This window comes from Nonomuraea sp. NPDC049625 (assembly GCF_040675285.1).
Classification (GTDB): domain Bacteria; phylum Actinomycetota; class Actinomycetes; order Streptosporangiales; family Streptosporangiaceae; genus Nonomuraea; species Nonomuraea angiospora_A.
This window is the reverse complement of sequence record NZ_JBFAOQ010000002.1, coordinates 515,677-537,189: the sequence shown is the minus strand read 5'-3', so window position 1 is coordinate 537,189 and position 21,513 is coordinate 515,677. Positions and strand designations below refer to the sequence as shown.

The window sequence follows — 21,513 nt, the reverse complement described above, 5'->3', positions numbered from 1 at the left end:
AGAACTACCGGATGGCGACGCAGGGCGGCTGGAGGGCGCCGTGGACGCGGGGCCGCGGTCGGTGCCAGAGTGGAGGTGGCAGCCCCGGGGGATCGGTCACGGCGCCATAAGCAGAGCCGCGGTGGCGCGCCGCCGTCGGCCGCTGGGGCGCCGGATACCGCGGGCCGATCGCTGGACCGTGTGGTTGCGCGCCACCGCCGGCCGCCGGGTCGCGGGATACCGCGTGGCAGGCGCTGGGGCGTGTGGGTTGTGTGTGTTGTCGGTGGCGGGGGTGACGTGCGGGGGCGTCGGAGTGCCGATCGTTTACGCAGGTCGTAGGTATATTGGCCCCGATATACGACGAGGAGGGCCGTCATGCACGATGCCGTCGTCCACCCCAGCGGCGCTCGCATCCGCTGGGTAGAGCTGCCGGGTGCGGAGCCGTCGCGGGTCTACGTCCACGGTCTCGGTGCGACCTCGGCCCCCTACTACGCCGAGGTCGCCGCACACCCCCTCCTGCCGCAGCACCGTTCCCTGCTGATCGACCTGCTCGGGTTCGGGATCAGCGACCGCCCCCGGGACTTCGCCTACACGCTCGAGACCCATGCCGACGCCCTGGCCGAGGCGTTGCGCAAGGCGGGGGTCGCCGGGGCGTCGGTGATCGCCCACAGCATGGGCGGCGCGGTGGCGATCGTCCTCGCCTCCCGTCACCCGGAGCTGATCGCCAATCTGGTGCTCGTGGACGCCGACCTCGACCCCTATCCCCCGGCTTCCGTGGGGCCGGGTGGCAGCGGTATCGCGAGTTACACGGAGGAGGCGTTCGTGTCGCACGGGTGGAAGGAGGTGCGCGAGCGCGTGGGGCCGCACCGGTGGTCCGCCATGCGGCTGGCGGACCTGCGTGGGCTCCACCGTACGGCCGTCAGCCTGGCCACGGGCACCACGCCTCCCATGCGCCGGCTCCTGCAGGACCTTCCGATCCCCCTCGCCTTCCTGCACCCGGAGGGGAGGCCGCCCGAGGACGCCGACAGCCTGCGGGCCAGCGGGGTCCGGGTGGTCGGCATTCCCGAGCCGGGGGACAGCATCATGCTCGACAACCCCGAGGTCTTCGCCCGCACCCTGGCGGACTTCCTCCCCTAGCCCGACGCCCAGCGCCCGACGGCCCCAGTCCGGCGGCCCCAGCCCGGCGGCCGGCGTCCGGCGGGCGGCCGAAGTCGCGCGCCCGGCAGGCGGCCGATGGTATGCGTACGCAAAGCGCCCCTTCCTCCGTGCGAAGAGGTGGCGCCTTGCGGGCGTTACTTGATGCCGGCCTCGCGCATGTCGCGGAGCTCGCGCTTGAGCTCCTTGATCTCGTCGCGCAGCCGTGCCGCCACCTCGAACTGCAGGTCGGCCGCCGACTGGTGCATCTGCTCGGTCAGCGACTCGATCAGGGACTCCATCTGCGCCCGCGGCATCTCGCCGGCGATGGCCTTGGCGTGCTGGCCGGCCTGCCGCGCGCCGAAGCCGGGCACCGGGGCCTTGCCGCGCGACTGCTGGCGGCCGCCGCCCAGGAGCCGGTCGGTGTCGGCGTCCTCGCGCTGCAGCGAGTCGAGGATGTCGGCGATCTTCTTGCGCAGCGGCTGCGGGTCGATGCCGTTGGCCTCGTTGTAGGCCATCTGCTTGGCCCGCCGCCGATTCGTCTCGTCGATCGCCCGCTCCATGGACGGCGTGATCTTGTCGGCGTACATGTGGACCTGGCCGGACACGTTACGGGCGGCGCGGCCGATGGTCTGGATCAGCGACGTCTCCGAGCGCAGGAAGCCCTCCTTGTCGGCGTCGAGGATGGCCACCAGCGACACCTCGGGCAGGTCGAGGCCCTCGCGCAGCAGGTTGATGCCGACGAGCACGTCGAACTCGCCCGTGCGCAGCTCCCGCAGCAGCTCGATGCGCCGCAGCGTGTCGACCTCGCTGTGCAGGTAGCGCACGCGGATGCCGAGCTCCAGGAGGTAGTCGGTGAGGTCTTCGGACATCTTCTTCGTCAGCGTGGTGACCAGCACGCGCTCGTCGCGCTCGGCCCGCTGGCGGATCTCGTGGACCAGGTCGTCGATCTGGCCCTTGGTCGGCTTGACCACGATCTCGGGGTCGACCAGGCCGGTCGGGCGGATGACCTGCTCGACGACCTCGCCCTTGGCCCGCCCCAGCTCGTAAGGCCCCGGCGTGGCCGACAGGTAGACGGTCTGGCCGATGCGCTCCAGGAACTCCTCCCACTTCAGCGGCCGGTTGTCGAGCGCCGACGGCAGCCGGAACCCGTGCTCGACCAGCGTGCGCTTGCGGGAGGCGTCGCCTTCGTACATGGCGCCGATCTGCGGCACGGTCTGGTGGGACTCGTCGAGGACCAGCAGGAAGTCCTCGGGGAAGTAGTCGAGCAGCGTGTTGGGCGCGCTGCCGGCCTCGCGCCCGTCCATGTGGCGCGAGTAGTTTTCGATGCCGGAGCAGGTGCCGATCTGCCGCATCATCTCGATGTCGTACGTCGTGCGCATCCGCAGCCGCTGCGCCTCCAGCAGCTTGCCCTGGCGCTCCAGCTCCTCCAGCCGCGCGGCCAGCTCCGCCTCGATGCCCCCCACGGCGGCGGCCATGCGCTGCTCGCCCGCGACGTAGTGGGAGGCGGGGAAGATGTAGAGCTCCTCGTCCTCCGTGATGACCTCGCCGGTCAGCGGGTGCATGGTCGAGAGCTTCTCGATCTCGTCGCCGAACATCTCGATGCGCACGGCCAGCTCTTCGTACTTCGGGATGATCTCGATCGTGTCGCCCCGGACCCGGAACGTGCCCCGGGTGAAGGCCAGGTCGTTGCGCGTGTACTGCATGTCGACCAGGCGGCGCAGAAGCTGGTCGCGGTCGACGTCCATGCCGACGCGCAGCCTGGCCATGCGGTCGACGTATTCCTGCGGCGTGCCCAGGCCGTAGATGCACGACACGGAGGCGACCACGATGGTGTCGCGGCGGGTGAGCAGCGAGTTGGTCGCCGAGTGGCGCAGCCGCTCGACCTCGTCGTTGATCGAGGAGTCCTTCTCGATGTACGTGTCGCTCTGCGGGACGTACGCCTCAGGCTGGTAATAATCGTAATAAGAAACGAAATATTCGACCGCGTTGTTGGGCAGCATCTCCCGCAGCTCGTTGGCGAACTGCGCGGCGAGGGTCTTGTTGGGCTGCATGACCAGCGCGGGCCGCTGCAGCCGCTCGATCAGCCAGGCGATGGTGGCGGTCTTGCCGGTGCCGGTGGCACCCAGCAGCACGTTGTCCTTCTCTCCGGCCTTGACGCGGCGCTCCAGCTCGGCGATGGCCGTGGGCTGGTCACCGGAGGGAGTCATCTCGGTGACGACCTCGAAAGGCGCCACCTTCCGCTGCAAATCTGTGACCGGTCGCATGTTGCCACTGTAGGCGTCCCGACCGACAGAAACGGTCACACCCCCTCAGGCCGCCGCCGGGGTCCCCGGCGGCGGCCGCGTACCCGGTCAGAACCAGCCGCGGTGGCGGGCCATCTGCTCCAGACCGCGCTGCAGCGCCCCGTCCGCCGAGTGCGGCGGGTCGTCGTAACGCACGGTGAAGCGGTTGTACGCGTCGTGGCTGGAGGTCAGGAAGCCGCCCCGCTTGTCGGCCTCCAGGATGACGTCCATCTGCCGCGCCCCGGCGATGAACGTCAGTTCGAGCTCGTTGAAGTGGCGCCGCCACTGCCCGCCCGCGTAGTACTCGATCTCCTGGAAGAACGGCATCGTCGAGCCGTACAGCGTGCCGCGCTCCAGGTCGGCCTTCTTGAACTGGAAGCCCAGCCGGTCGAGCGCGGCGATGACGTGGTCCTGCGCGGGCAGCGGGCTCACGTACAGCGGGTCGAGGTCGCCCTTGTCGAGCGCGCCCGCCAGCGCCAGCTCCGTCTGGACGCCCAGCTTCATGCCGTGCAGCGGATGCCCGGCGATGGCGCTGATCGGCGTCTCCCAGGGGACCTGGATCTCGAAGGGCTGCTGGTGCTGCGCGCCCGCGGCGAGCTGGAACGTCCCGGCGACCTGCTGGCGCAGGAAGCTGTAGGTCGTCTTGTACTCGTTGTCGCCCGACTCGACCTCGACCACCGCGGTCAGGTCGATGTGGATGCCCTCGACCTTGTAGTCGGAGTTGCCGCCACGGAAGTGGACGACGCCGCGCAGGATCTCGCCGGGACGCACGCCCGTGTTGGTCAACACCGTGTCTACCTCGACGCCCGCACCGAACGCGGCCATCAATTTGCGGAACACCATGGGGTTCTCCTAAGCGGAAGGTGTCTGGCCGTTCACTTGACCCGTGCCCGAGATGCGGGGGAGCAACTGGGCAAGGAGGAGGGTGGAGAGCGCGGAGTCCGACTGGCCCTGCTGGGTGCGTACGACCAGCGGCTGGGGGGCGTTCTCCGCGAGTTTGGCGCCCACGTCGAGGCGCCTGCGGGCCAGCTCGTACTGCAGCACGGCCCGGTTGTCCCGGTACGACTCGGCCAGCCGGCGCAACGCCTTGGCCTCGTTCTCGGCGGCGGTCAGCTCGGCCCGGCCGCGCGCCTCGATCTCCCATGTCACGCGCTGCGCCTCGGTCTCCTGCTCCTCCAGCATGCGCGCCACGTCCTTGCGCGCCGTGTTGTGGGCGGCCTTGACCTCGACGACGCGGGCGTCACGGGTCTTCTTGGAGCGCTCGATCTCCATCAGCAGGGTGTCGATGCGGCGCTTGCGGGTCAGCTCCCACTCGCGCTCGTAGGCCGAGAGCTCCTTGGCCACCTTCTCCCGGGTGGCCAGGTGCTGCTGGTACTGGTCGGGCAGCTGGACGTCGGGGATGTTGGCGCCCGTGATGCGCACGCCGTACCGGCCGAGCTGGCGGTTGAGCGCTTCCTGCATGTCGCCGACGTCGGAGCCGCGCAGGTCGTACGCGCGCTCGGTGTTGACGCGGCGGCTGCGCTGCCTGATCGCGTCCTGGACCGCGCTGGAGAGCACCAGGTCGAAGTTGCCGGCGCCGATCGTGCGGACGAACGCGACGGGGTCCACGATGCGGAACTTGAGGAAGAACTCGATCGACTTCAGCGGCACGTTCTCGGCCGTGGGGCAGGCCACGATCGGCGCCGAGTACGGGATCTCCGTGGAGGTGTCGACGACCGCGTCCACCCGGTCCCACGGCAGCCACAGGTAGTGGCGTCCCGGCGGGAGGGTGCCGGTGATGGCGCCCCAGCGGCTGCGTACGCCGGTGGTGCCCTCCTCGATCTCGATGATCGCCTTGCGCCACATCGTGACCATGGCCACGACCAGGAAGAACAGCGCCAGCAGCGCGGCGATCAGGGTGAGGTCGGTCAGGACCGCCATCCCGGCGAAGTACAGCCCCAGGAACACCAGCGCCATCCAGGCGAAGCCGCGCCGGTCCTTGGGGATCACGACGGGGACGAGCTGGCCCTGCTCGCCGCCGCGCAGGAGCTGGCGGATGTCGCCCCAGGAGGCCAGCGACTCCTTGATCTTCGAGAATTCGCGGCTCATCTCAGATCTCCCCCTTCCCGGGCAGCAGGCGTTCGACGGTGCGCTCCAGTTCCGCGTCGGGCTCCGGCGCCGCCTGGGGCTCGGTCACGTCGGCGGTGGCCTTCTCGAGCAGGGCGGCGATCTCGGCCTCGCGGCTCTGCACGCGGAAACCGATCTCGTCGAGCCTGGACCGGATGGCGGCCATGTCCTCGGCCGAGAACAGCGCCGCGTCCTTGCCGCCCACCAGCTGCTGGGCCAGGGCCAGGAAGTCGATGTCGGTCTGCTCGCCCACCTGCACGACCTGCGGCAGCCTGGTGGCGACGGACTCCAGCTTGTTCAGCAGGTCCTGCTGGAAGCGGTAGTCGAGGATCTCGGGCGCCTCCGCGGCCGACAGCGCCCTGATGTCCAGCGCCTGCGCCTCCAGGAGCGCGGCGTTGGCGTTGGCCGTGGACTCGGCCTCGACCAGGCGCTGCCTGGCCTGCGCGGTGGCCTGGTGGCTGGCGCGTTCGAGGGCGGTGTCCATGCGGGCCTGGTAGCCGGCGATCTCCGCCTGGATGGCGCTCAGCGTCTCCTGCAGCCCGGCCAGCTCCTTGACCAGGTCGCCCTCGTTCTGCTCCTTGCGCAGCTGCAGCTCGTACTCGTAGGTGTAGGCCTCCTTGGCGACCCGGACCATCTCGGGGGCGGCCAGGTCCATCCGGTATTCCTGGCTGGACGGCTCGGCGTGCGTGATGTTCACGTCGGTGAGCCGTACGGCGGGCAGGAACTGCTGGTTGAGGCTCTCCAGCATGCCCAGCGTGCTCTCGCCCACCAGGTCGTAGATCTCCTCGGCCCGCTGGGCGTAGATGAGGGAGCGGGTGACCTCGCTGATGGCGTTCTGGAGCTTGGACTGGAAGCCGCTGACCGAGCCGAGCACGAAGATGAACTCCGCCGGGTTCTCGATCCTGAACTGCAGGAACAGGTCCACGCTGGCCTTGACGCCCTGCTGCGTCGGCGCCTCGCTGATCGGCGCGTTGAACGGGTACTCGCGGGTGGTGTTGACGATGTAGCTGACCCGCTTCCACGGGTTGAACAGCGTCACCCGGCCCGGGTCCGCGATGTGCACCAGCTTGCCGAACTGGGTGATCAGGGCCTTGCAGCCCTCGGGCACCATCACCACGCTGCGCCGCCACCACAGGAACGCGGCCGCCAGGACCAGCACCACCCAGTAGTGCGGGCCGAAGAACAGGTCGGTGTTCGGGATGACGTTGCCGAGCGCGCCGATCAGGCCGAGCACCACCAGGATGCCCAGCGGCACGATCACCTTCGCGGTGCTCCCCTTGGGGATCACCACCGGGGAGATGACGTGCATGCCGTTCTCGGTGAAGCTGCGGTTGACGATCTCGCCGGCCTCGTTCAGCGAGGCCGACCTGGCCTCGATGGCCGTGCCGACCGACGCGCCGCCGTCGCGGGCCGCGGCGAAGTCGTGGGGGTTCAGCGCGAAACCCCGGGCCTGGCCCGCGAACTGCCCCGCCTGGTCGACGACCTGGCCCATGGCCTGCCCCATCGCCTGCCGCATGTCACCCCCTTGGGCAACCGCTTGGGCTATGCCCTGACCTGCCTGGATCAGTGCCTCTCTGGGTCGTGACATCGAACCTTCCTTTTCCGCTACAGGCGAATCCGACCGTATCGGGTGCGACTTACTGTTCGCTTGCAATGGATGTCATATGTCTATTGCGTCCCGTAGTAGGTGTGCTATCTATGTAGTAGAGCTACTATCTGGAGAATTGATGGATGCGGTAAGAGAGCTCGCAGGCGGTCTCGACCTGGGCCAGACCGCCGCCGCCATCGAGGTCGACGACCTGCACATGGCGTACGGCCGCAAGGAGGTCCTCCGGGGCGTCGGCTTCACGGCCGCCCCCGGCGAGGTGATCGCCCTGCTCGGGCCGAACGGCGCGGGCAAGACGACGACGATCGAGATCCTGGAGGGCTTCCGGGTGCCCTCCTCCGGCTCCGTCCGCGTGCTCGGCACCGTGCCGGCCCGCGGCGACGAGCGCTGGCGGGCCAGGCTGGGCGTGGTGCTGCAGTCCTGGCGCGACCACGGCCGCTGGCGGGTGCGCCAGCTCCTCCACCACCTGAGCCGCTACTACGAGCCGTACGCGGTCCCGGGCCGGCGGCCGTTCGACATCGGCGAGCTGATCGAGGCCGTCGGGCTCGGCGAGCACGCCGACCACCGGATCAACCGGCTCTCCGGCGGCCAGCGCCGCCGCCTCGACGTCGCCATCGGCATCGTCGGGCGGCCGGAGGTGCTCTTCCTCGACGAGCCGACGGCCGGGTTCGACCCGCAGGCCCGGCGCGACTTCCACGATCTCGTGCACCGCCTGTCGGACCTCGACGAGACCACCATCCTGCTCACCACGCACGACCTCGACGAGGCGGAGAAGCTCGCCGACCGGATCCTCATCCTGGCCGGCGGCAGGATCGTGGCCGACGGCAGCGCCGACCGCCTGTCCCGCGAGGTCTCGCGCGACGCGCAGGTGCGCTGGAGCCAGGGCGGCGAGCAGTTCGTGCACGCCACGCAGGACGCCACCGGGTTCGTGCGCGAGTTGTTCGCGCAGCACGGTACGGAGATCGCCGATCTGGAGGTGCGGCGGGCCACGCTGGAGGACACCTACATGGCGATCGTGCGTCAGGAGGAAGCATGACTCCCACGCTGCACGCCGCCCGGCTGGGCCTGTCCCGGGGCTGGATCGAGTTCAAGCACTCGCTCACCAACCCGCCGAACCTCGGGGGCATCCTGGTGGGCACCGCGGTCCTCGTCGTCGTGCTCTACTTCCAGCGCGACGCGAAGTTGCCCGGCACCGGCCTGTCGCTGGCGTCGGCCTCCCTGCCGGGCATGCTGGCCTTGATGGTCCCGCTCAACGGGCTCCTGGGCATGGTGGGCTCGCTGGCCCTCGAGCGCGAGGACGGCACCCTGCTCAGAGCCAAGGCCTTGCCCCAAGGCATGGTGGGCTACCTCGTGGGCCGGGTGACGATGCACTCCATGTCCACCCTTTCCGCTCTGGTGGTGATGCTCGTCGCCGGGCTGTTCTTCGTGCCCGGCCTGCTCGGGATCGGGCCGGGCAAATGGCTCGCGCTGGCCTGGTTCGCACTGCTGGGGCTGCTGTCCGCGCTCCCGCTCGGTGCGATCATCGGTTCCCTGGTCGGCAGCCCGCAGGGCGCGGGGGCGCTGTCCATGATCGCCATCGGCGGTCTCACCGCCATTTCGGGGATCTTCTACCCGATCACGGCGCTCGCCGGGTGGCTGCAGGGCCTCGCCCACGTCTTCCCGCTCTACTGGCTCGGCCTGGGCATGCGCTCGGCGCTGCTGCCCGACTCGGCCGCCGCCGCGGAGATCGGCAGCTCGTGGCGGCCGGTGGAGACCACGCTCGTGCTGCTCGCCTGGGCCGTGGCGGGGCTGGTGCCGGCTCCCCCGATCCTGCGCCGGGTGGCCAGGCGCGAGTCGGGCTCGCTGATGGAGGCCCGCCGTCGCCAGGCGATGCAGCGGCTGACCTGAGAAGATATGCGCTGATGAGCGAGACCGTCTACAACCGCATCGCGCTGCTGCGCGCAGAGCGGAACGTGACCCGCAGGCAGCTGGCCGACGCCCTGGGGGTCCACTACCAGACCGTCGGCTACCTGGAACGGGGGGAATACAGCCCGAGCCTCTTCCTGGCGCTGCGGATCGCCGAATACTTCGAGGTGCCGGTGGAGGTGGTCTTCTCGACCAGCCCGTTCCCCCGGATCGGGGAGCGGACCGCCTGACCGCGGCCGGGGCGCGCGGTCAGGCGGTCGCCACTGCCAGGAGGTGGCCGCTGACCCCCAGGAGCGACGGCTCCGACTCCAGCCGGCGGGCGGCGTCGAGCAGCAGCTCGCGCCGCTCGTCGTCGTCCAGCCAGTCGTCCACGTCGCCGTAGAGCCAGAAGGCGCCCTCCAGGCCGTAACGGTCGGGACGCGGCAGCCCGGCGTCGGCGAACTCGTCCAGGATCTCCTCGAGATCGTGGAGGTAACCGCGGAACCCGCCCGGCCTGGGCGAGATCATCACCCCCGTCTCCAGGCCCCGGTAGTCGGCCGTCCGGTACTCCTCGTCCACGAAGCCGCCGCGGTATACGCCGTCGTGCACGCTCGCGTACCGGCTGATGAAGGCCGCCACGACCGGCCCGCCCGGGCGCACGGCGCGCTTGGCCTCGGCCAGGGCGCGGACACGGTCGGCCCGTTCGGGCAGGTGGTAGAGCGGGCCGAGCAGCAGCGCCGCGTCGGCCCGGCCGGAGGGGACGGGCAGGTCGCGGGCGTCGCCCAGGCGGGCGCTCACCCCGGGCAGCGTGGACGCCTCCCGTACGTGCAGCGGCACCGGGTCGATCAGCTCGACGTCGTACCCGTCGGCGGCCAGCCACTCGGCGTGCGCGCCGGTGCCCCCGCCCACGTCGAGCACCCGCGCGGGGGCCGGCGGCAGGACGCGGCGCAGCACGTCACGCGTGCGCCAGTACTCCAGCCGGTTGCGCCCCCGCCGCAGCCTGGTCAGCTCGCCGCCCTGCTCGTAGTAGCCCATCACCTCGGGATCCATGATCATGCGAGCCGATGCTACCCATGGGACCCGTTCAGGTTCGAGGCAATAAAGCTCCCTGGCTCTGGGTGTACTGGTGGTCGCTTGGCGCGGTCGTTACCATGACCTCGGGGACTGAATGATCGTCGAACGGCGGGGCGAGCGATGACACGGTTCGTGGCGGCGGTGAAGCAGGTCGCCCCATGGGCTGCGCAGAACGCCGACGGGGCCATCGCGCTGGTGCTCGCGATCGTGATCGGCGTCGTGGGCGTGATGCCCAACGAGATCGTGCCCGACGAGGTGCAGTCCCAGCTGGTCAACGCCGCGACCCTGGTCATCATGGCGCTGGTGGCCACCGCGCTGCTGCGCGACCGCGCGCGCCAGGCCCCGGTCGAGGAGACGATCACCTCGGGCGCGCTGGCCGAGCTGCCCGCGCGCCTGGCCCGCCTGCAGGAGATCGAGTCGCTGGTCGGCAGCACCCGCAAGGCCCTCGACGCGCTCCAGCTCGTACGGGTGCTGGGCAGCAGCCAGGAGATCGCCCAGTCCCACGCGGAGGCGCGCAAGGACACCCACCGGTGGAGCTTCAAGGGCGGCACCGGCACCTACCTGCGCGCGGTCACCCTGCCCGAGTGCGTCGCGGCGGCCCGCAGGGACAAGCGCCACCTCACGGTCAGGGTCGAGGTGATCGACCCGTCCAACCTGGAGGTGTGCGAGACGTACGCCCACTACCGCCGCTCGCTGTCGGACGCCCCCGACGGCACCGGCGAGACGTGGACGACCGACCGGGCCAGGAAGGAGTCGTACGCGACCATCCTGGCCGCCTTCTGGCACCGCCAGCGCTACGGCCTGCTCGACATCGCGGTGGGCCTGTCCTCGACGATGACCACGTTCCGCTGGGACGTGTCGGCCACCCGCCTGATCATGACGGTCGAGGACCCCAACAAGGCGATGACCGCGCTGGCCGGCACGTTCTACTACGAGAACTGCGACACCGAGCTGCGGCTCAGCTTCGAGCAGGCGCGGCGGGTGCCGCTGGAGATGTACAAGAAGGTGCCGTTGAGCGACGAGCCCACCATCGAGGAGGTTCAGGAGCTGTTCGAACGCGTCGGGATCCCGCTGCCCAAGGCGTACAACGGCCGTGACGTCGTCGACATCGCCCGCAAGGCGTTGCGGGCGATGGACCCCTACGGTGAGCCGCATGATCGAGCTGGTGCGTGATGAGCCATCAGGGCGTCCACCAGCGGGTCATCGTGGGCGAGGCCAGGGCCTGGGCGCTGGAGACGCTCTCGTCCGGCGGCCTGACGGCGGTGCGCCACCCGCTCGGGTTCGTGTGCCTGCCGCTGGAGCGCGACGGCGGCGAAGGGGTGTGCGTCCACCTGTGGTCCGACTCGTTCGCGCACGCCGAGAGCACCACCTCGCAGATCCACTGCCACAGCTGGGACCTGGTCAGCCACGTCCTCTACGGCCAGGTGCGCAACGTGCACGCGGTGGTCACCGACGCCGGCCGGGACGCCACGCACCGGGTCTTCGAGGTGGTCAGCGGGGCCGACGGCGACCGCATCTCGCCCACCGGGCGCACCGTGCGGCACGCGACGGGCCTGGTGGAGGTGTTCGGCCCCGGCGACACGTACACGCTGGCCGCCGACCGCTTCCACAGCAGCGTCGTGCCGGAGGGCGGCGAGGCGGCCACGATCGCGCTGGGGCGGGGCCGGCCCGGCAGCCGCGACCTGTCGCTCGGCCCGCTGGGCGGCGGGCCGCACCACGTGGCCAGGCAGCCGCTGGACGCCCGCGAGACCGAGCTGGCCGTACGTCTGATCACCGCTCACCTGACCTGAGAGGCATCCGATGGACCTGGATCACGCCCGCACGGTCGCCGTCGAAGCCGCCGAGGCCGCGGGGGCGCTGCTCCGGGAAGGCATGAGCGGCGTGGTCGGCGTCCGGGCCAAGGGCGAGGCGGGCGACGTGGTGACCGACCTCGACCTGGCCTCGGAGAAGCTGCTGCTGGAGCGCATCCTGACGGCGTACCCGTCGCACACGGTGATCGCCGAGGAGACGGGGCTGGTGGGGGCCGCGGGCGGCGAGTGGACGTGGCTGGTCGACCCGCTCGACGGCACCAACAACGTGGCGATCGGCCTGCCCGCCTACGTGGTGGGCGTGGCGCTGTGCCGGGGCGGGCGTCCCGTGCTGGGGGTGGTGCACGATCCCGTCTCCGACCAGACGTGGTCGGCCGTCCACGGGCGGGGGGCGCTGTCCGCTCCGGCGGGATCGTCCTCGGGGGTACGCCTCGCGCCCCCGTACGCGCCGAGCCCGTACGGGCCGCTGCTGGCCTGGACCCAGGGCTACGGCGTGACCAGGGACGACGCGACCGCACGCGCGCTGCGCACGGCGCTGGAGCTCAACGCGCGGCGGGTGCTGCAGCTGTGGGCGCCGCTGCTGGCATGGGCGATGCTGGCGCGCGGCGACATCGACGGCATCGTGGGCTACCGGGCCGAGGCGGTCGACCTGCCCGCGGGGGCGCTGCTCGCCCGGGAGGCCGGCATCGAGATCAGGGCGCTGGACGGCGGCCCGTTCGAGGAGTGCATCGACGGCACGGCCGACGACCGCAGCTTCGTCGCCGCCCATCCCCGGGCCGTCCCCGGGCTGCTCGCCCTCCTCGGGCCCGAATGAGGAAAAGTCCGCAGAACATGTGTGTCCTTCGCCGATGAGTTCCGCTCCCGTTCGAGGTCTATTGGGAGAGAACGGAACAAGGGAGAGGGGCTCGACATGATGACCACGACCGAGCTGGCGCAGGTGCTCTTCGCGACCGCTCTGCAGCCGTCCGACCGGCTGTCGCCGTTCCAGATCCGCGAGGCCGTGGACGAGCGGCTGTGCCGGTGCGGCGGCGACGCGGCCCGGTGCGCGGCGTACGTGGCGCAGGAGGCGGGCGACCACCCCGAGACGTACGTCGTGCGGATGCGCTGGGCGCTGGACGCGGTCGCCGGCGCCTACGCGCTGGCCGCCGCCTGATCAGCTGAACCGCACCAGGGTCCACACGGTGGCGAGCAGCCCGGCCACGGCCAGGCCCGTGCCGGTCAGCAGGAAGCGGCGCATCGGGACCTTGACCTCGTGGCGGCGGCACGACTCGAACCACAGCAGCGTGGCCAGCGACGCCCACGGCGTGATGACCGGGGCCACGTTGGTGCCGGCCAGCAGGGCCAGCAGCTGGTCCTGGTCGGCGGCCGGGATGACGGTCTCGACGGCCTTGTAGGCGGGCAGGTTGTTGATGGTGTTGGAGAGCCCGGCCCCGACGGCGGCCGTGCGGTAGGGGTCGCCCTCCGTGCCGACCATCCAGGTCATCAGGTCGGACAGGCCGTGCCTGCTGAGCGTGGGAACCACCAGGAACAGCCCCGTCACGAAGATCACGAGCTGCCACGGGACGAGGCTCCAGGTCAGGCGCTCGCGGGCACGTACCAGGAAGGCCACGACGATGATCGCGGCCGCGGCCGTGGCGGCGATGGCCACGTGCGTCTTGAGCAGCAGCATCGCGATGAACAGCAGGCAGCCGGCCGACGCGGCGCCGAACAGCACGCGGTCGGCCACCTGCTCCAGCAGCGGCGGGGTGTAGCGCAGGTCGCGCCGCTCGCCCCGGCGCCAGTAGAACACCCACAGGAACACCATCGTCACCGCGATCGAGGCGAGCTGCGGGGCCCACATGCGCGCGGCGAACTCCTGGGCGTCCAGGCCGATCTTCTCCATGCCCAGGAGGTTGGTCAGGTTGGAGACGGGGAGCAGCAGGCTCGCGGTGTTGGCCAGCCAGATCGTGGTCATGGCCAGGGGGAGGGCGGCGATGCGGGCCCTGGGGGCGAGGGCGAGCATGACGGGGGTGAGCAGGACCGCCGTCGTGTCCAGATTCAGAAATATCGTGATAAATGACGCGAAGGCGGTGCAAAGAAAGAAAAGGGCGGCGTAGTTGCCGCGTCCGAGCACCGCCATCCTCGCCGCGATGGCGTCGAAGACCTGGGCTTCCTTGGTGAGCTCGGCCAGCACGATGATCGCGACCAGGAAGATCAGCAGGGGCCCGATCTCATCCAGGCTGGCGAGCGCGTCCTCCCACGGCAGCAACCCGGTCGCCACGAACACCACGCCGAGTATGAGCAGCCCGATCCTGATCAGGTCGAGCACTCCGAGACGCCACACCCGATAGATGATCCCACACGCTGAAAACCTGCGGCCCCACAGGGGATACTGAGCTCATGGCGCGTGACGGCAGGCCGACCGAGATCTTCGTCAGCTACTCCCCGGCCGACACGGCGTGGGCCACCTGGATAGCCTGGGAGCTCGAGGCGGCCGGCTACAAGACCATGATCCAGGAGTGGGACTTCGTACCGGGCACCAACTTCATCGACTTCATGGACCGCGGGGTCAGCGAAGCGCAGGTGGTCGTGGCCGTGCTCTCGCGCAACTACCTGACCTCCCGCTACGGCCGGATGGAGTGGCAGGCCGCGCTGCGGGCCGACCCCGACAACCCCTCCAACAAGCTCGTCACGATCAGGCTGGAGGACGTCCAGCTCGAGGGCCTGCTGTCCACGATCACCTGGGTCGACCTGCTGGGCGTCACCGACCCCGGGCAGGCCAGGGCGTTGCTGCTGGGCCGGGTGCGGGAGGCGATGGCGGGCCGGGCCAAGCCGGCGGCGGCGCCCGCGTTCCCCGACGGCTCCAGGGTGCCGGTTCCTGTCCCGACGCTGCCGCCGCCGGGCGACCGGGCCAGGGCCCGGCGCACGCCGGTGGCGGCGCCGAAGTTCCCCCCGACGGTGAGCGCCGACCGGGCGCGCGAGTCGATCAGCGTGCTGCACATCGGCGGCCCCAGGTTCGGCCGGGCGCTGCCCGATCCGGGCGAGCCGTTCACGCCCGAGGACATGCAGGCGCGCATCTGGGCGGACCTGACCGCCATGTACGACCGGGGCATGCCGCGTCCCGACCTCATGCTGGTCACCGGCGACCTGACCGAGTCGGGCAGCCTGGGGCAGTTCGGGCAGGCGACGCGGTTCGTGACCGACCTGCGGCTGCTGATCGGGCTGGAGCAGCACCGGCTGATCCTGCTGCCCGGGCCGCGTGACGTGACCAAGGCCGCCGCCAGCGCGTACTTCATGACCTGCGAGGCCGACGACGTGAGCCCGCAGCCGCCCTACTGGCCCAAGTGGCGGCACTTCGCCGGGCTGTTCGGCGAGGTGTACCAGGGGCTGGACGACCGGGTGTTCGACGGCGGGCAGCCGTGGACGCTGTTCGAGGTGCCCGATCTGAAGGTGGTCGTGGCGGGGCTCAACTCGACGATGGCGATGAGCCACCTCGAACGCGACGCGTACGCGCAGCTCGGGGAGGCGCAGGCGGCCTGGTTCGCCGAGCGGCTGCGGCCGTACGAGGAGAGCGCGTGGCTGCGGCTGGGCGCGATCGGGCATCCGCCGGGCGAGCTGCGGGACGCGCCCACGTTCGAGCGCCTGCTGACCCACCGGCTCAACCTGCTCTTCCACGGCGGGTCCGCCCACCGCGCCGAGGGAGTGATCGCCGCGCCGCGCTCCGGGCGGCACCAGGTGGTCGAGATCACCCCTGACGGCCTGCGGATCTGGCTGCCCGACGCGGGCGAGCCCGAGCCGGTCCCGTACCGGTGGAAGGCCGTGCGGGCCACCTTCACCGGCGAGAGCCCGGCCCCCGAGCCGCCCGCGCCCAAGCCGGACGAGCGCGCGCCGAGCCCGGTCGAGCTGCTGCTCGACCGGATCGCCGAGGTCTGCGAGGCCCGGCACGAGCGCGCCAGGATCCGCCGGTTCGACGCGCACCTCGTGGTCACCCACCCGGATGACGGTTTCGTCCGCCAGACGATGATCGGCGCGCACGTGGGCGAGCTGACCGAGAGCACCGCCGACGGCTTCGTCCGCCAGGCGCACGCCACCGGCCTGGCCGCCGAGCTGGTCTACCAGGGCCCGCCCGCCTCCCGGGCGGTCCGCGACGACCTGATGCGCAAGGGGGTGCGGCTGCGCACCTTCACCGAGTTCCAGGGGCTGCTCGACCTGACCGGCTACGTCGCCGAGCAGACGGCCAGGCTGATGGCCGACCGCCGCTACCCGCCCGACCTGTACGTGCCGCAGCGCTACCGCGAGCTCGACCGCCAGGACGGCCAGATCAAGCACGGCCTGACCGACGAGCTGATGCGGCTGCTGGCCACCGACCACGGCAGGTTCCTGCTGCTGCTCGGCGACTTCGGCCACGGCAAGACGTTCGCGCTGCGGGAGCTGGCCCGGCGCATCCCGGTCGAGCTGCCGCACCTGACGCCGATCCTGATCGAGCTGCGCGCCCTGGACAAGGCGCACTCCGTGGACGCGCTGGTGGCGGCCCATCTGGCCGGGCACGGCGAGGAGTTCATCGATCTCAAGGCGTTCCGCTACCTGCTCAGGCAGGGGCGCATCGTGCTGCTGTTCGACGGGTTCGACGAGCTGGTGACCCGGCTGACGTTCGACCGGGCGGCCGATCACCTGGCCACGCTGCTGGCGGCGGCCGAGGACAAGGCCAAGATCGTGGTCGCCAGCCGTACGCAGCACTTCAAGTCGCACAGCCAGGTGCTGACCTCGCTCGGCGAGATGGTGGGGGTGCTGCCGCAGCGGCGGGTGCTCAGCGTGGAGGACTTCACGCACGACCAGATCCGCTCCTACCTGGCCAACCGGTTCGACGACGGCGACGAGGCCGGCGCGCGCATGTCGCTGATGGGCGAGATCAAGGACCTGCTGGCGCTGGCCCAGAACCCGCGCATGCTGACCTTCATCGCCGACCTCGACGCCGACCGGCTGCGTACGGTGGCGGGCGCCCGCCACACGATCAGCCCGGCGCTGCTGTACGACGAGATCCTCAGCTCCTGGCTGGCCTTCGAGGAGCGGCGGGCCAGGATCCCCGGCTCGGCCACGGCGTTGACCGTCGACGAGCTGTGGCAGGCGGTGACGGCGCTGGCGATGCGGCTGTGGGACACCGGCGAGTCGCTGCTGGGCGTGGACGAGCTGACCGAGATCGGCGAGACGCTGACGGATCTGTCCGACGGGCAGCTGTCGGCGGCGCACGCGGCCTACCGGATGGGGTCGGGCAGCCTGCTGGTGCGGACCGAGGACGGGATGTTCGGGTTCATCCACGCGTCCGTGATGGAGTGGCTGATCGCCCGCCACATCGCCCTCGACAACTTCGCGCTGCTGTCGCGCAGGCCGCTGTCGGCGCTGACCGTGGAGTTCCTGCGCGACCTGGCCGACGTACGGGCCCTGCACGCGTGGGCGGCCGACCCGCCGGGCGACGACGTGTCCAGGGCCAACGCGGTCAAGATCTCGGCCAGGCTGCGCACCCCGGCCCGGGCCGACCTGCGCGGCGCGAACCTCAAGGGCGAGGACCTGTCGGCCAGGGACCTGAGCGACGTGGACCTCACCGGCGCCGACCTGTCCGAGGCCACCCTGGCGGGCACCAACCTGTCCAGGGCCACCCTGCGCGAGGCCAGGCTGACCGGGGCCCGGCTCGACGGCGCCGCGCTGACCGGGGCCGACCTGACCGGCGCCGACCTGTCGGGAGCGCGGCTGGCGCGGGTGGACCTGAGCGACGCGGCGGTCGAGGGCGCCCGCTGGCACCGGGCCTCGCTGATCAACGTGACCGGCACGCTGCCCCACCTGCCCGGCGCGGCGGTGGTGCCCGGCCGGCCGGTGGAGGTCGAGTTCGCCCCGGCCGGCATCGGCGTCCCGTACGGCTACCACTTCCAGACCAGCCGCCTGCCCGAGCCCATCGCCTACAGCCCCGACGGCTCCACGATCGCGATCGGCAACGAGGACGGCGGCGTGCTCCTCTGCGTTGGCGGCGCCCCCGTACGCACGCTGCAGGGGCACCGGGGCCGCGTCTACGCGGTCACGTTCGCCCGCACCCGCGACCTGCTGGCCACGGGCGCGAGCGACGGAGCCGTCCTGCTCTGGGACTCCCTCACCGGCGAGTGCCTGCACGCGCTCAAGGGCCACGCCGACGGCGTCTGGCCGGTACGCCTCAGCCCGGCCGGCGACTTGGTGGCGGCCGGGGGCGGCGACGGCATCGTACGCGTGTGGGAGACGGCCACCGGGCGGCTCGCGCACGCGCTCGAAGGCCACCAGGCGCCGATCTACACGGCGTCGTTCGGCCACTCGGTGCTGGTGACGGGCGACGCGGCCGGTGTCGTACGCGTCTGGGACCTGACGTCCGGGCAGGTGAAGCAGACGCTCGACGGCCATCGCGGCAGCGTCTACCGCGCCGTGCACAGCCCGGACCGCCGCCTGCTGGCCACCGGCGACGAGGCGGGCACCGTCAGGCTGTGGGACACCGCCACGTGGCGGCCGCTGCACGTGCTGGGCGGGCACGCGGGCAGCATCTACTGTGTGGCGTTCTCGCCGGACGGCTCGCTGCTGGCCACCGGCGACACGGCGGGCGCCGTACGCCTGTGGGAGCCGTCGGGCGAGTCCCGTGGCGTGCACACCACCCACGCGGCGGCCGTCTACCAGGTGACCTTCAGCCCCGACGGGCAGGCGCTGGCCAGCGGCGACTCGGGCGGCGTGCTCCGGCTGCAGCCGGTCGGCGGCGGCCAGCGGGTCGAGCTGACGGGCCACCGCAGCTCGGTCTGGCCGTTCGCGTTCCGGCCCGACGGCCAGCAGATCGCCACCAGCAGCAACGACGGCACCGTGCGCCTGTGGGACCCGGGCTCGGGCAAGTGCCAGCGGGTGCTGCGCGGCCACGGGCGGCGCATCTCGTCCGTCAGGTTCAGCGCCGACGGCTCGATGCTGGCGACCAGCGGCAACGACGGCGTCGTACGCGTATGGGAGCCGCGTACGGGACGGCGGCTGCGGGAGTTCACCGGCACGGCCGACCGGCTCATCTCGGCCCTGTTCTCCCCCGCCGGGCCCGTGCTGGCCACCTCCAGCAACGACGGCGGCGTGCACTTCTGGAACGCCGTCACCGGCGACTACGAGCGCGAGCTGAGCGCCGAGACCGACCACGTCTGGGCCGAGGCGTTCAGCCCCGACGGCCTCCTGCTGGCCACGGCCAACGACGACGACAGCGTCAAGATCTGGTACCGCCCGACCGGGCGGCTGGCGGGCCACCTGGCCGACCACCGCGGGCGGGTGCGCTCGATCGCGTTCAGTCCAGACGGCGAGTACGTGGCCACGGGCTGCGACGACCGGCTCGTGCGCCTGTGGCACGTGGCCTCCGGCGGCCGGGTCGCCACGCTCAAGGGCCACACCGACCGGGTCTACTCGGTGGTCTTCTCCCCCGACGGCCGCCACCTGGCCAGCGCCGGCAACGACGGCCGGGCCATGGTGTGGGAGCTGCGCCCGGGACAGCCGTGGCAGCCGCGGCTGGTGCACGAGCTCTGGCACGAGGGGCGGCTGTGGAGCCTGGCGTTCGACGCGACGGGCGAGCGCCTGGCCACAGGCGGCGACGACCTGGTGGTGCGGGTCTGGGACACCGCGACCGGGCGGCCGCGGCACACGCTGGCCGGGCACGCCCGCCGGGTGTGGTCGGTGGCCTTCAGCCCGGTCGCCGACCTGCTGGCCAGCGCGGGCGACGACGGCGTGGTGATCCTCTGGGAGGGCGGCGAGCGGCGGGCCACCCTGCTCGGGCTGGCCGAGGGATGGGCGGCGCTGGCGCCCGACGGGCGCTACAAGGTCCACGGCGAGCCGGCGGGGCAGTTCTGGCACGTGATCGGGATGTCCCGGTTCGAGCTGGGTGAGCTCGACCCCTACCTGCCGGGCGTGCGGCAGGTGCCGCTCGACTCGCCCTTCTGAGTACGGGTCAGCCGCGGCCCGCGCGCCTCGTCAGCTCCTCCCAGACCTCGTCCACCCGGGCGTCCAGCTCGGCCAGCGAGCCCTCGTTGGGGATCACGATGTCGGCCACCGCCAGCCGGTCCTCGCGGGAGGCCTGGGCGGCGATGCGGGACTTGGCGTCGGCTTCCAGCATGCCCCGGTGCTCGGCCAGGCGCCGGATGCGGGTCTCGTCGGCCGCATCGACGACGATGACCACGTCGTACATGGGGGCCAGGTGGTTCTCCGCCAGCAGCGGCACGTCGTAGACGGTGATCGCGTCGTCGGCCGCCCGGCTCTGCAGCTCCGCCACCCGCTCCCCCACCAGCGGGTGGACGATCGCGTTGAGCGCGGCGAGCCGCTCGGGGTCGGCGAAGACGATGGAGCCGAGCTTCTCCCTGTCGAGCGAACCGTCGGGGCGCAGCACACCCTCCCCGAACGCGGCCACCACCCTGGCCAGCCCCGGCGTGTCCGGCTCGACCACCTCGCGGGCGATCCTGTCGGCGTCGATCACGACGGCGCCCTTGGCCGCGAGCCGCTTCGACACCTCGCTCTTGCCCGATCCGATACCGCCTGTGAGCCCAGTCTTCAACACGGGAAAAAGCCTACGGGGTCATCATCGTAGACATGAAGACGACGATCGTACGGGCCGCGCACGAGCAGGCCGCGGCCGTCGGGGACGACTGGGTGGGGCCGCAACACGTCGTGCTCGCCCTGCTGGCCGGCGAGTCCCTGGCCGCGCGGGTGCTGGCCGAGGCGGGGCTGGACCGCGCGCACGCGCTCGAATGCCTGCCGCACCACGCCAGGCCCGCGCACGGGGCGGGCGGCTTCGCCAACCCCGCCTTCTACAAGCTGTACGGCATCGCGACCGGCCTGGCGCTGGCCGCGGGCCGCCGGCAGGCGGAGCCGGCGGACTGGCTCATGGCCCTGGCCTATGACGTCGAGGAGGACCGGGGGCCGACGCCGCTGCACCTGTTCGGGGTGGACCCGGCGGCGGTGGCCGCGGCGCTGCGCGCGCACGGGGTCGGGACACCGCCGGTCGACCCGCCCGTGCACGTGCCGTGGCGGGGCCGCCACCAGGTCATCGTGCCCGCCGCCGCCCTCCAGGGCGTGCTCGACCGGCTCGACGCCGACCATCCGGCGGGCTCGGAGTGGCGATGGGGATGGAACTGGGTGGACGACGACCTGGGCCGCGTCATGATCACGGCTGAGGAAGGGATCGATCTGGCCGCATACGCAGATGGATCAGCGTCAGATGATCGTCCATCCGCTCCCGGCTCGTCTCCCGGTAGCCCAGACGGCGGTAGAGCTTGAGGTTGACCCCTGACAGGTGCCCCGTGAACAGGTCGAACGCCTCCGCCTCCGGCACCGCCTCGTGCAGGGCCGTCAGCAGCGCCGTGCCGATGCCCCGGCCCTGGCGGTCGGGCGCCACGACCAGGCGGCCGACCAGGCAGGTCGTGCCGGACACCTGCCCGCGCACCGCGCCGATCACGCGGCCGGAGTCGAGCGCCTTGAGCACGACGGCGCCCTCGATGACCTTGCGGACCTGCTCCAGCGACTCGATGAGCGGCGGGATGTACGGGTCGCCGTACAGCTGGGCCTCGCTCACGTAGGCCGCCCGCTGCAAGGTGAGGATCTCGCCCGCGTCCGCCGTGGTCGCCCGTTCGATCAGCAC

18 protein-coding genes are annotated in these 21,513 nt (G+C 71.6%); 10 read left to right on the top strand and 8 right to left on the bottom strand.

From position 1 onward, the window contains the following. Positions 1-354 precede the first annotated feature (354 nt). Complete coding sequence (locus AB0J87_RS09835; protein WP_363963853.1) at positions 355-1,116, top strand: alpha/beta hydrolase; 762 nt, start codon at positions 355-357, stop codon at positions 1,114-1,116. A 155-nt stretch (positions 1,117-1,271) separates the two neighbouring features. Here AB0J87_RS09835 and uvrB read toward each other — a convergent pair whose 3' ends face one another. The 4 genes from uvrB to AB0J87_RS09815 all read right to left on the bottom strand — a co-directional run bounded on the left by uvrB (position 1,272) and on the right by AB0J87_RS09815 (position 7,092). After that, positions 1,272-3,380 carry an excinuclease ABC subunit UvrB gene (gene uvrB / locus AB0J87_RS09830; RefSeq protein ID WP_350726360.1) on the bottom strand — a complete coding sequence of 703 codons (2,109 nt, stop codon included), beginning with the start codon at positions 3,378-3,380 and terminating at the stop codon, positions 1,272-1,274. An 87-nt stretch (positions 3,381-3,467) separates the two neighbouring features. Next, entirely contained in the window at positions 3,468-4,241 is a 774-nt protein-coding gene (locus AB0J87_RS09825; RefSeq protein ID WP_350726358.1) for a sporulation protein, read from the bottom strand. A 9-nt stretch (positions 4,242-4,250) separates the two neighbouring features. Then, positions 4,251-5,486 (bottom strand): SPFH domain-containing protein, encoded by a 1,236-nt coding sequence (locus AB0J87_RS09820; protein ID WP_363963850.1) that lies wholly within the window; start codon positions 5,484-5,486, stop codon positions 4,251-4,253. A 1-nt stretch (position 5,487) separates the two neighbouring features. After that, a complete protein-coding gene (locus AB0J87_RS09815; RefSeq protein WP_363963848.1) occupies positions 5,488-7,092 on the bottom strand; it encodes an SPFH domain-containing protein in 1,605 nt (534 codons plus the stop codon). A gap of 139 nt (positions 7,093-7,231) precedes the next feature. Between AB0J87_RS09815 and AB0J87_RS09810 the strand changes: the two genes are divergently transcribed. The 3 genes from AB0J87_RS09810 to AB0J87_RS09800 are packed head-to-tail and all read left to right on the top strand — an operon-like array spanning position 7,232 to position 9,245. After that, a complete protein-coding gene (locus AB0J87_RS09810; protein WP_363963846.1) occupies positions 7,232-8,146 on the top strand; it encodes an ABC transporter ATP-binding protein in 915 nt (304 codons plus the stop codon). Continuing rightward, positions 8,143-8,997, top strand: a complete 855-nt coding sequence (locus AB0J87_RS09805) for an ABC transporter permease (RefSeq protein WP_363963844.1) — start codon at positions 8,143-8,145, stop codon at positions 8,995-8,997. The genes AB0J87_RS09810 and AB0J87_RS09805 overlap by 4 nt, the downstream gene beginning before the upstream one ends. A gap of 14 nt (positions 8,998-9,011) precedes the next feature. Further along, on the top strand, positions 9,012-9,245 hold the full coding sequence (locus AB0J87_RS09800) for a helix-turn-helix transcriptional regulator (protein WP_355191877.1): 234 nt from the start codon (positions 9,012-9,014) through the stop codon (positions 9,243-9,245). Between the two features lie 19 nt (positions 9,246-9,264). Here the strand turns inward: AB0J87_RS09800 and AB0J87_RS09795 are convergent, their stop codons facing one another. Next, the gene (locus AB0J87_RS09795) at positions 9,265-10,050 is read right to left on the bottom strand and encodes a class I SAM-dependent methyltransferase (protein ID WP_363963842.1); all 786 of its coding nucleotides are present in this window, start codon (positions 10,048-10,050) and stop codon (positions 9,265-9,267) included. A gap of 138 nt (positions 10,051-10,188) precedes the next feature. Between AB0J87_RS09795 and AB0J87_RS09790 the strand changes: the two genes are divergently transcribed. The 4 genes from AB0J87_RS09790 (at position 10,189) to AB0J87_RS09775 (ending at position 13,029) form a co-directional block, all read left to right on the top strand. Beyond that, positions 10,189-11,241: a hypothetical protein gene (locus tag AB0J87_RS09790; protein WP_350726346.1), complete on the top strand. Its 1,053-nt coding sequence runs from the start codon at positions 10,189-10,191 to the stop codon at positions 11,239-11,241. Next, positions 11,241-11,858, top strand: a complete 618-nt coding sequence (locus AB0J87_RS09785) for a hypothetical protein (RefSeq protein WP_363963840.1) — start codon at positions 11,241-11,243, stop codon at positions 11,856-11,858. The genes AB0J87_RS09790 and AB0J87_RS09785 overlap by 1 nt, the downstream gene beginning before the upstream one ends. Positions 11,859-11,868: 10 nt before the next feature. Continuing rightward, positions 11,869-12,690, top strand: coding sequence for an inositol monophosphatase family protein (locus tag AB0J87_RS09780; protein WP_363963838.1), 822 nt, complete (start codon positions 11,869-11,871; stop codon positions 12,688-12,690). Positions 12,691-12,786: 96 nt separating this feature from the next. Then, on the top strand, positions 12,787-13,029 hold the full coding sequence (locus AB0J87_RS09775; RefSeq protein WP_350726341.1) for a hypothetical protein: 243 nt from the start codon (positions 12,787-12,789) through the stop codon (positions 13,027-13,029). Here the strand turns inward: AB0J87_RS09775 and AB0J87_RS09770 are convergent, their stop codons facing one another. After that, on the bottom strand, positions 13,030-14,199 hold the full coding sequence (locus AB0J87_RS09770) for an SLC13 family permease (RefSeq protein ID WP_363963836.1): 1,170 nt from the start codon (positions 14,197-14,199) through the stop codon (positions 13,030-13,032). A 56-nt stretch (positions 14,200-14,255) separates the two neighbouring features. On the opposite strand from AB0J87_RS09770, the gene AB0J87_RS09765 reads away from it, so the two are divergent. Further along, positions 14,256-19,823, top strand: a complete 5,568-nt coding sequence (locus AB0J87_RS09765; protein WP_363963834.1) for a TIR domain-containing protein — start codon at positions 14,256-14,258, stop codon at positions 19,821-19,823. A 7-nt stretch (positions 19,824-19,830) separates the two neighbouring features. Here the strand turns inward: AB0J87_RS09765 and coaE are convergent, their stop codons facing one another. Then, on the bottom strand, positions 19,831-20,433 hold the full coding sequence (coaE, locus tag AB0J87_RS09760) for a dephospho-CoA kinase (RefSeq protein ID WP_363963832.1): 603 nt from the start codon (positions 20,431-20,433) through the stop codon (positions 19,831-19,833). 32 nt (positions 20,434-20,465) lie between these two features. On the opposite strand from coaE, the gene AB0J87_RS09755 reads away from it, so the two are divergent. Further along, positions 20,466-21,152 carry a Clp protease N-terminal domain-containing protein gene (locus AB0J87_RS09755; protein WP_363963830.1) on the top strand — a complete coding sequence of 229 codons (687 nt, stop codon included), beginning with the start codon at positions 20,466-20,468 and terminating at the stop codon, positions 21,150-21,152. Here AB0J87_RS09755 and AB0J87_RS09750 read toward each other — a convergent pair. Further along, positions 21,040-21,510, bottom strand: a complete 471-nt coding sequence (locus AB0J87_RS09750) for a GNAT family N-acetyltransferase (protein ID WP_363965035.1) — start codon at positions 21,508-21,510, stop codon at positions 21,040-21,042. The genes AB0J87_RS09755 and AB0J87_RS09750 overlap by 113 nt on opposite strands. Positions 21,511-21,513: the final 3 nt, after the last annotated feature.

Coding starts and splice junctions, on each gene's coding strand:
- AB0J87_RS09835 (WP_363963853.1), top strand. CDS start 355: ATGCACGATGCCGTCGTCCACCCCAGCGGCGCTCGCATCCGCTGGGTA.
- uvrB (WP_350726360.1), bottom strand. CDS start 3,380: ATGCGACCGGTCACAGATTTGCAGCGGAAGGTGGCGCCTTTCGAGGTC.
- AB0J87_RS09825 (WP_350726358.1), bottom strand. CDS start 4,241: ATGGTGTTCCGCAAATTGATGGCCGCGTTCGGTGCGGGCGTCGAGGTA.
- AB0J87_RS09820 (WP_363963850.1), bottom strand. CDS start 5,486: ATGAGCCGCGAATTCTCGAAGATCAAGGAGTCGCTGGCCTCCTGGGGC.
- AB0J87_RS09815 (WP_363963848.1), bottom strand. CDS start 7,092: ATGTCACGACCCAGAGAGGCACTGATCCAGGCAGGTCAGGGCATAGCC.
- AB0J87_RS09810 (WP_363963846.1), top strand. CDS start 7,232: ATGGATGCGGTAAGAGAGCTCGCAGGCGGTCTCGACCTGGGCCAGACC.
- AB0J87_RS09805 (WP_363963844.1), top strand. CDS start 8,143: ATGACTCCCACGCTGCACGCCGCCCGGCTGGGCCTGTCCCGGGGCTGG.
- AB0J87_RS09800 (WP_355191877.1), top strand. CDS start 9,012: ATGAGCGAGACCGTCTACAACCGCATCGCGCTGCTGCGCGCAGAGCGG.
- AB0J87_RS09795 (WP_363963842.1), bottom strand. CDS start 10,050: ATGATCATGGATCCCGAGGTGATGGGCTACTACGAGCAGGGCGGCGAG.
- AB0J87_RS09790 (WP_350726346.1), top strand. CDS start 10,189: ATGACACGGTTCGTGGCGGCGGTGAAGCAGGTCGCCCCATGGGCTGCG.
- AB0J87_RS09785 (WP_363963840.1), top strand. CDS start 11,241: ATGAGCCATCAGGGCGTCCACCAGCGGGTCATCGTGGGCGAGGCCAGG.
- AB0J87_RS09780 (WP_363963838.1), top strand. CDS start 11,869: ATGGACCTGGATCACGCCCGCACGGTCGCCGTCGAAGCCGCCGAGGCC.
- AB0J87_RS09775 (WP_350726341.1), top strand. CDS start 12,787: ATGATGACCACGACCGAGCTGGCGCAGGTGCTCTTCGCGACCGCTCTG.
- AB0J87_RS09765 (WP_363963834.1), top strand. CDS start 14,256: ATGGCGCGTGACGGCAGGCCGACCGAGATCTTCGTCAGCTACTCCCCG.
- AB0J87_RS09755 (WP_363963830.1), top strand. CDS start 20,466: ATGAAGACGACGATCGTACGGGCCGCGCACGAGCAGGCCGCGGCCGTC.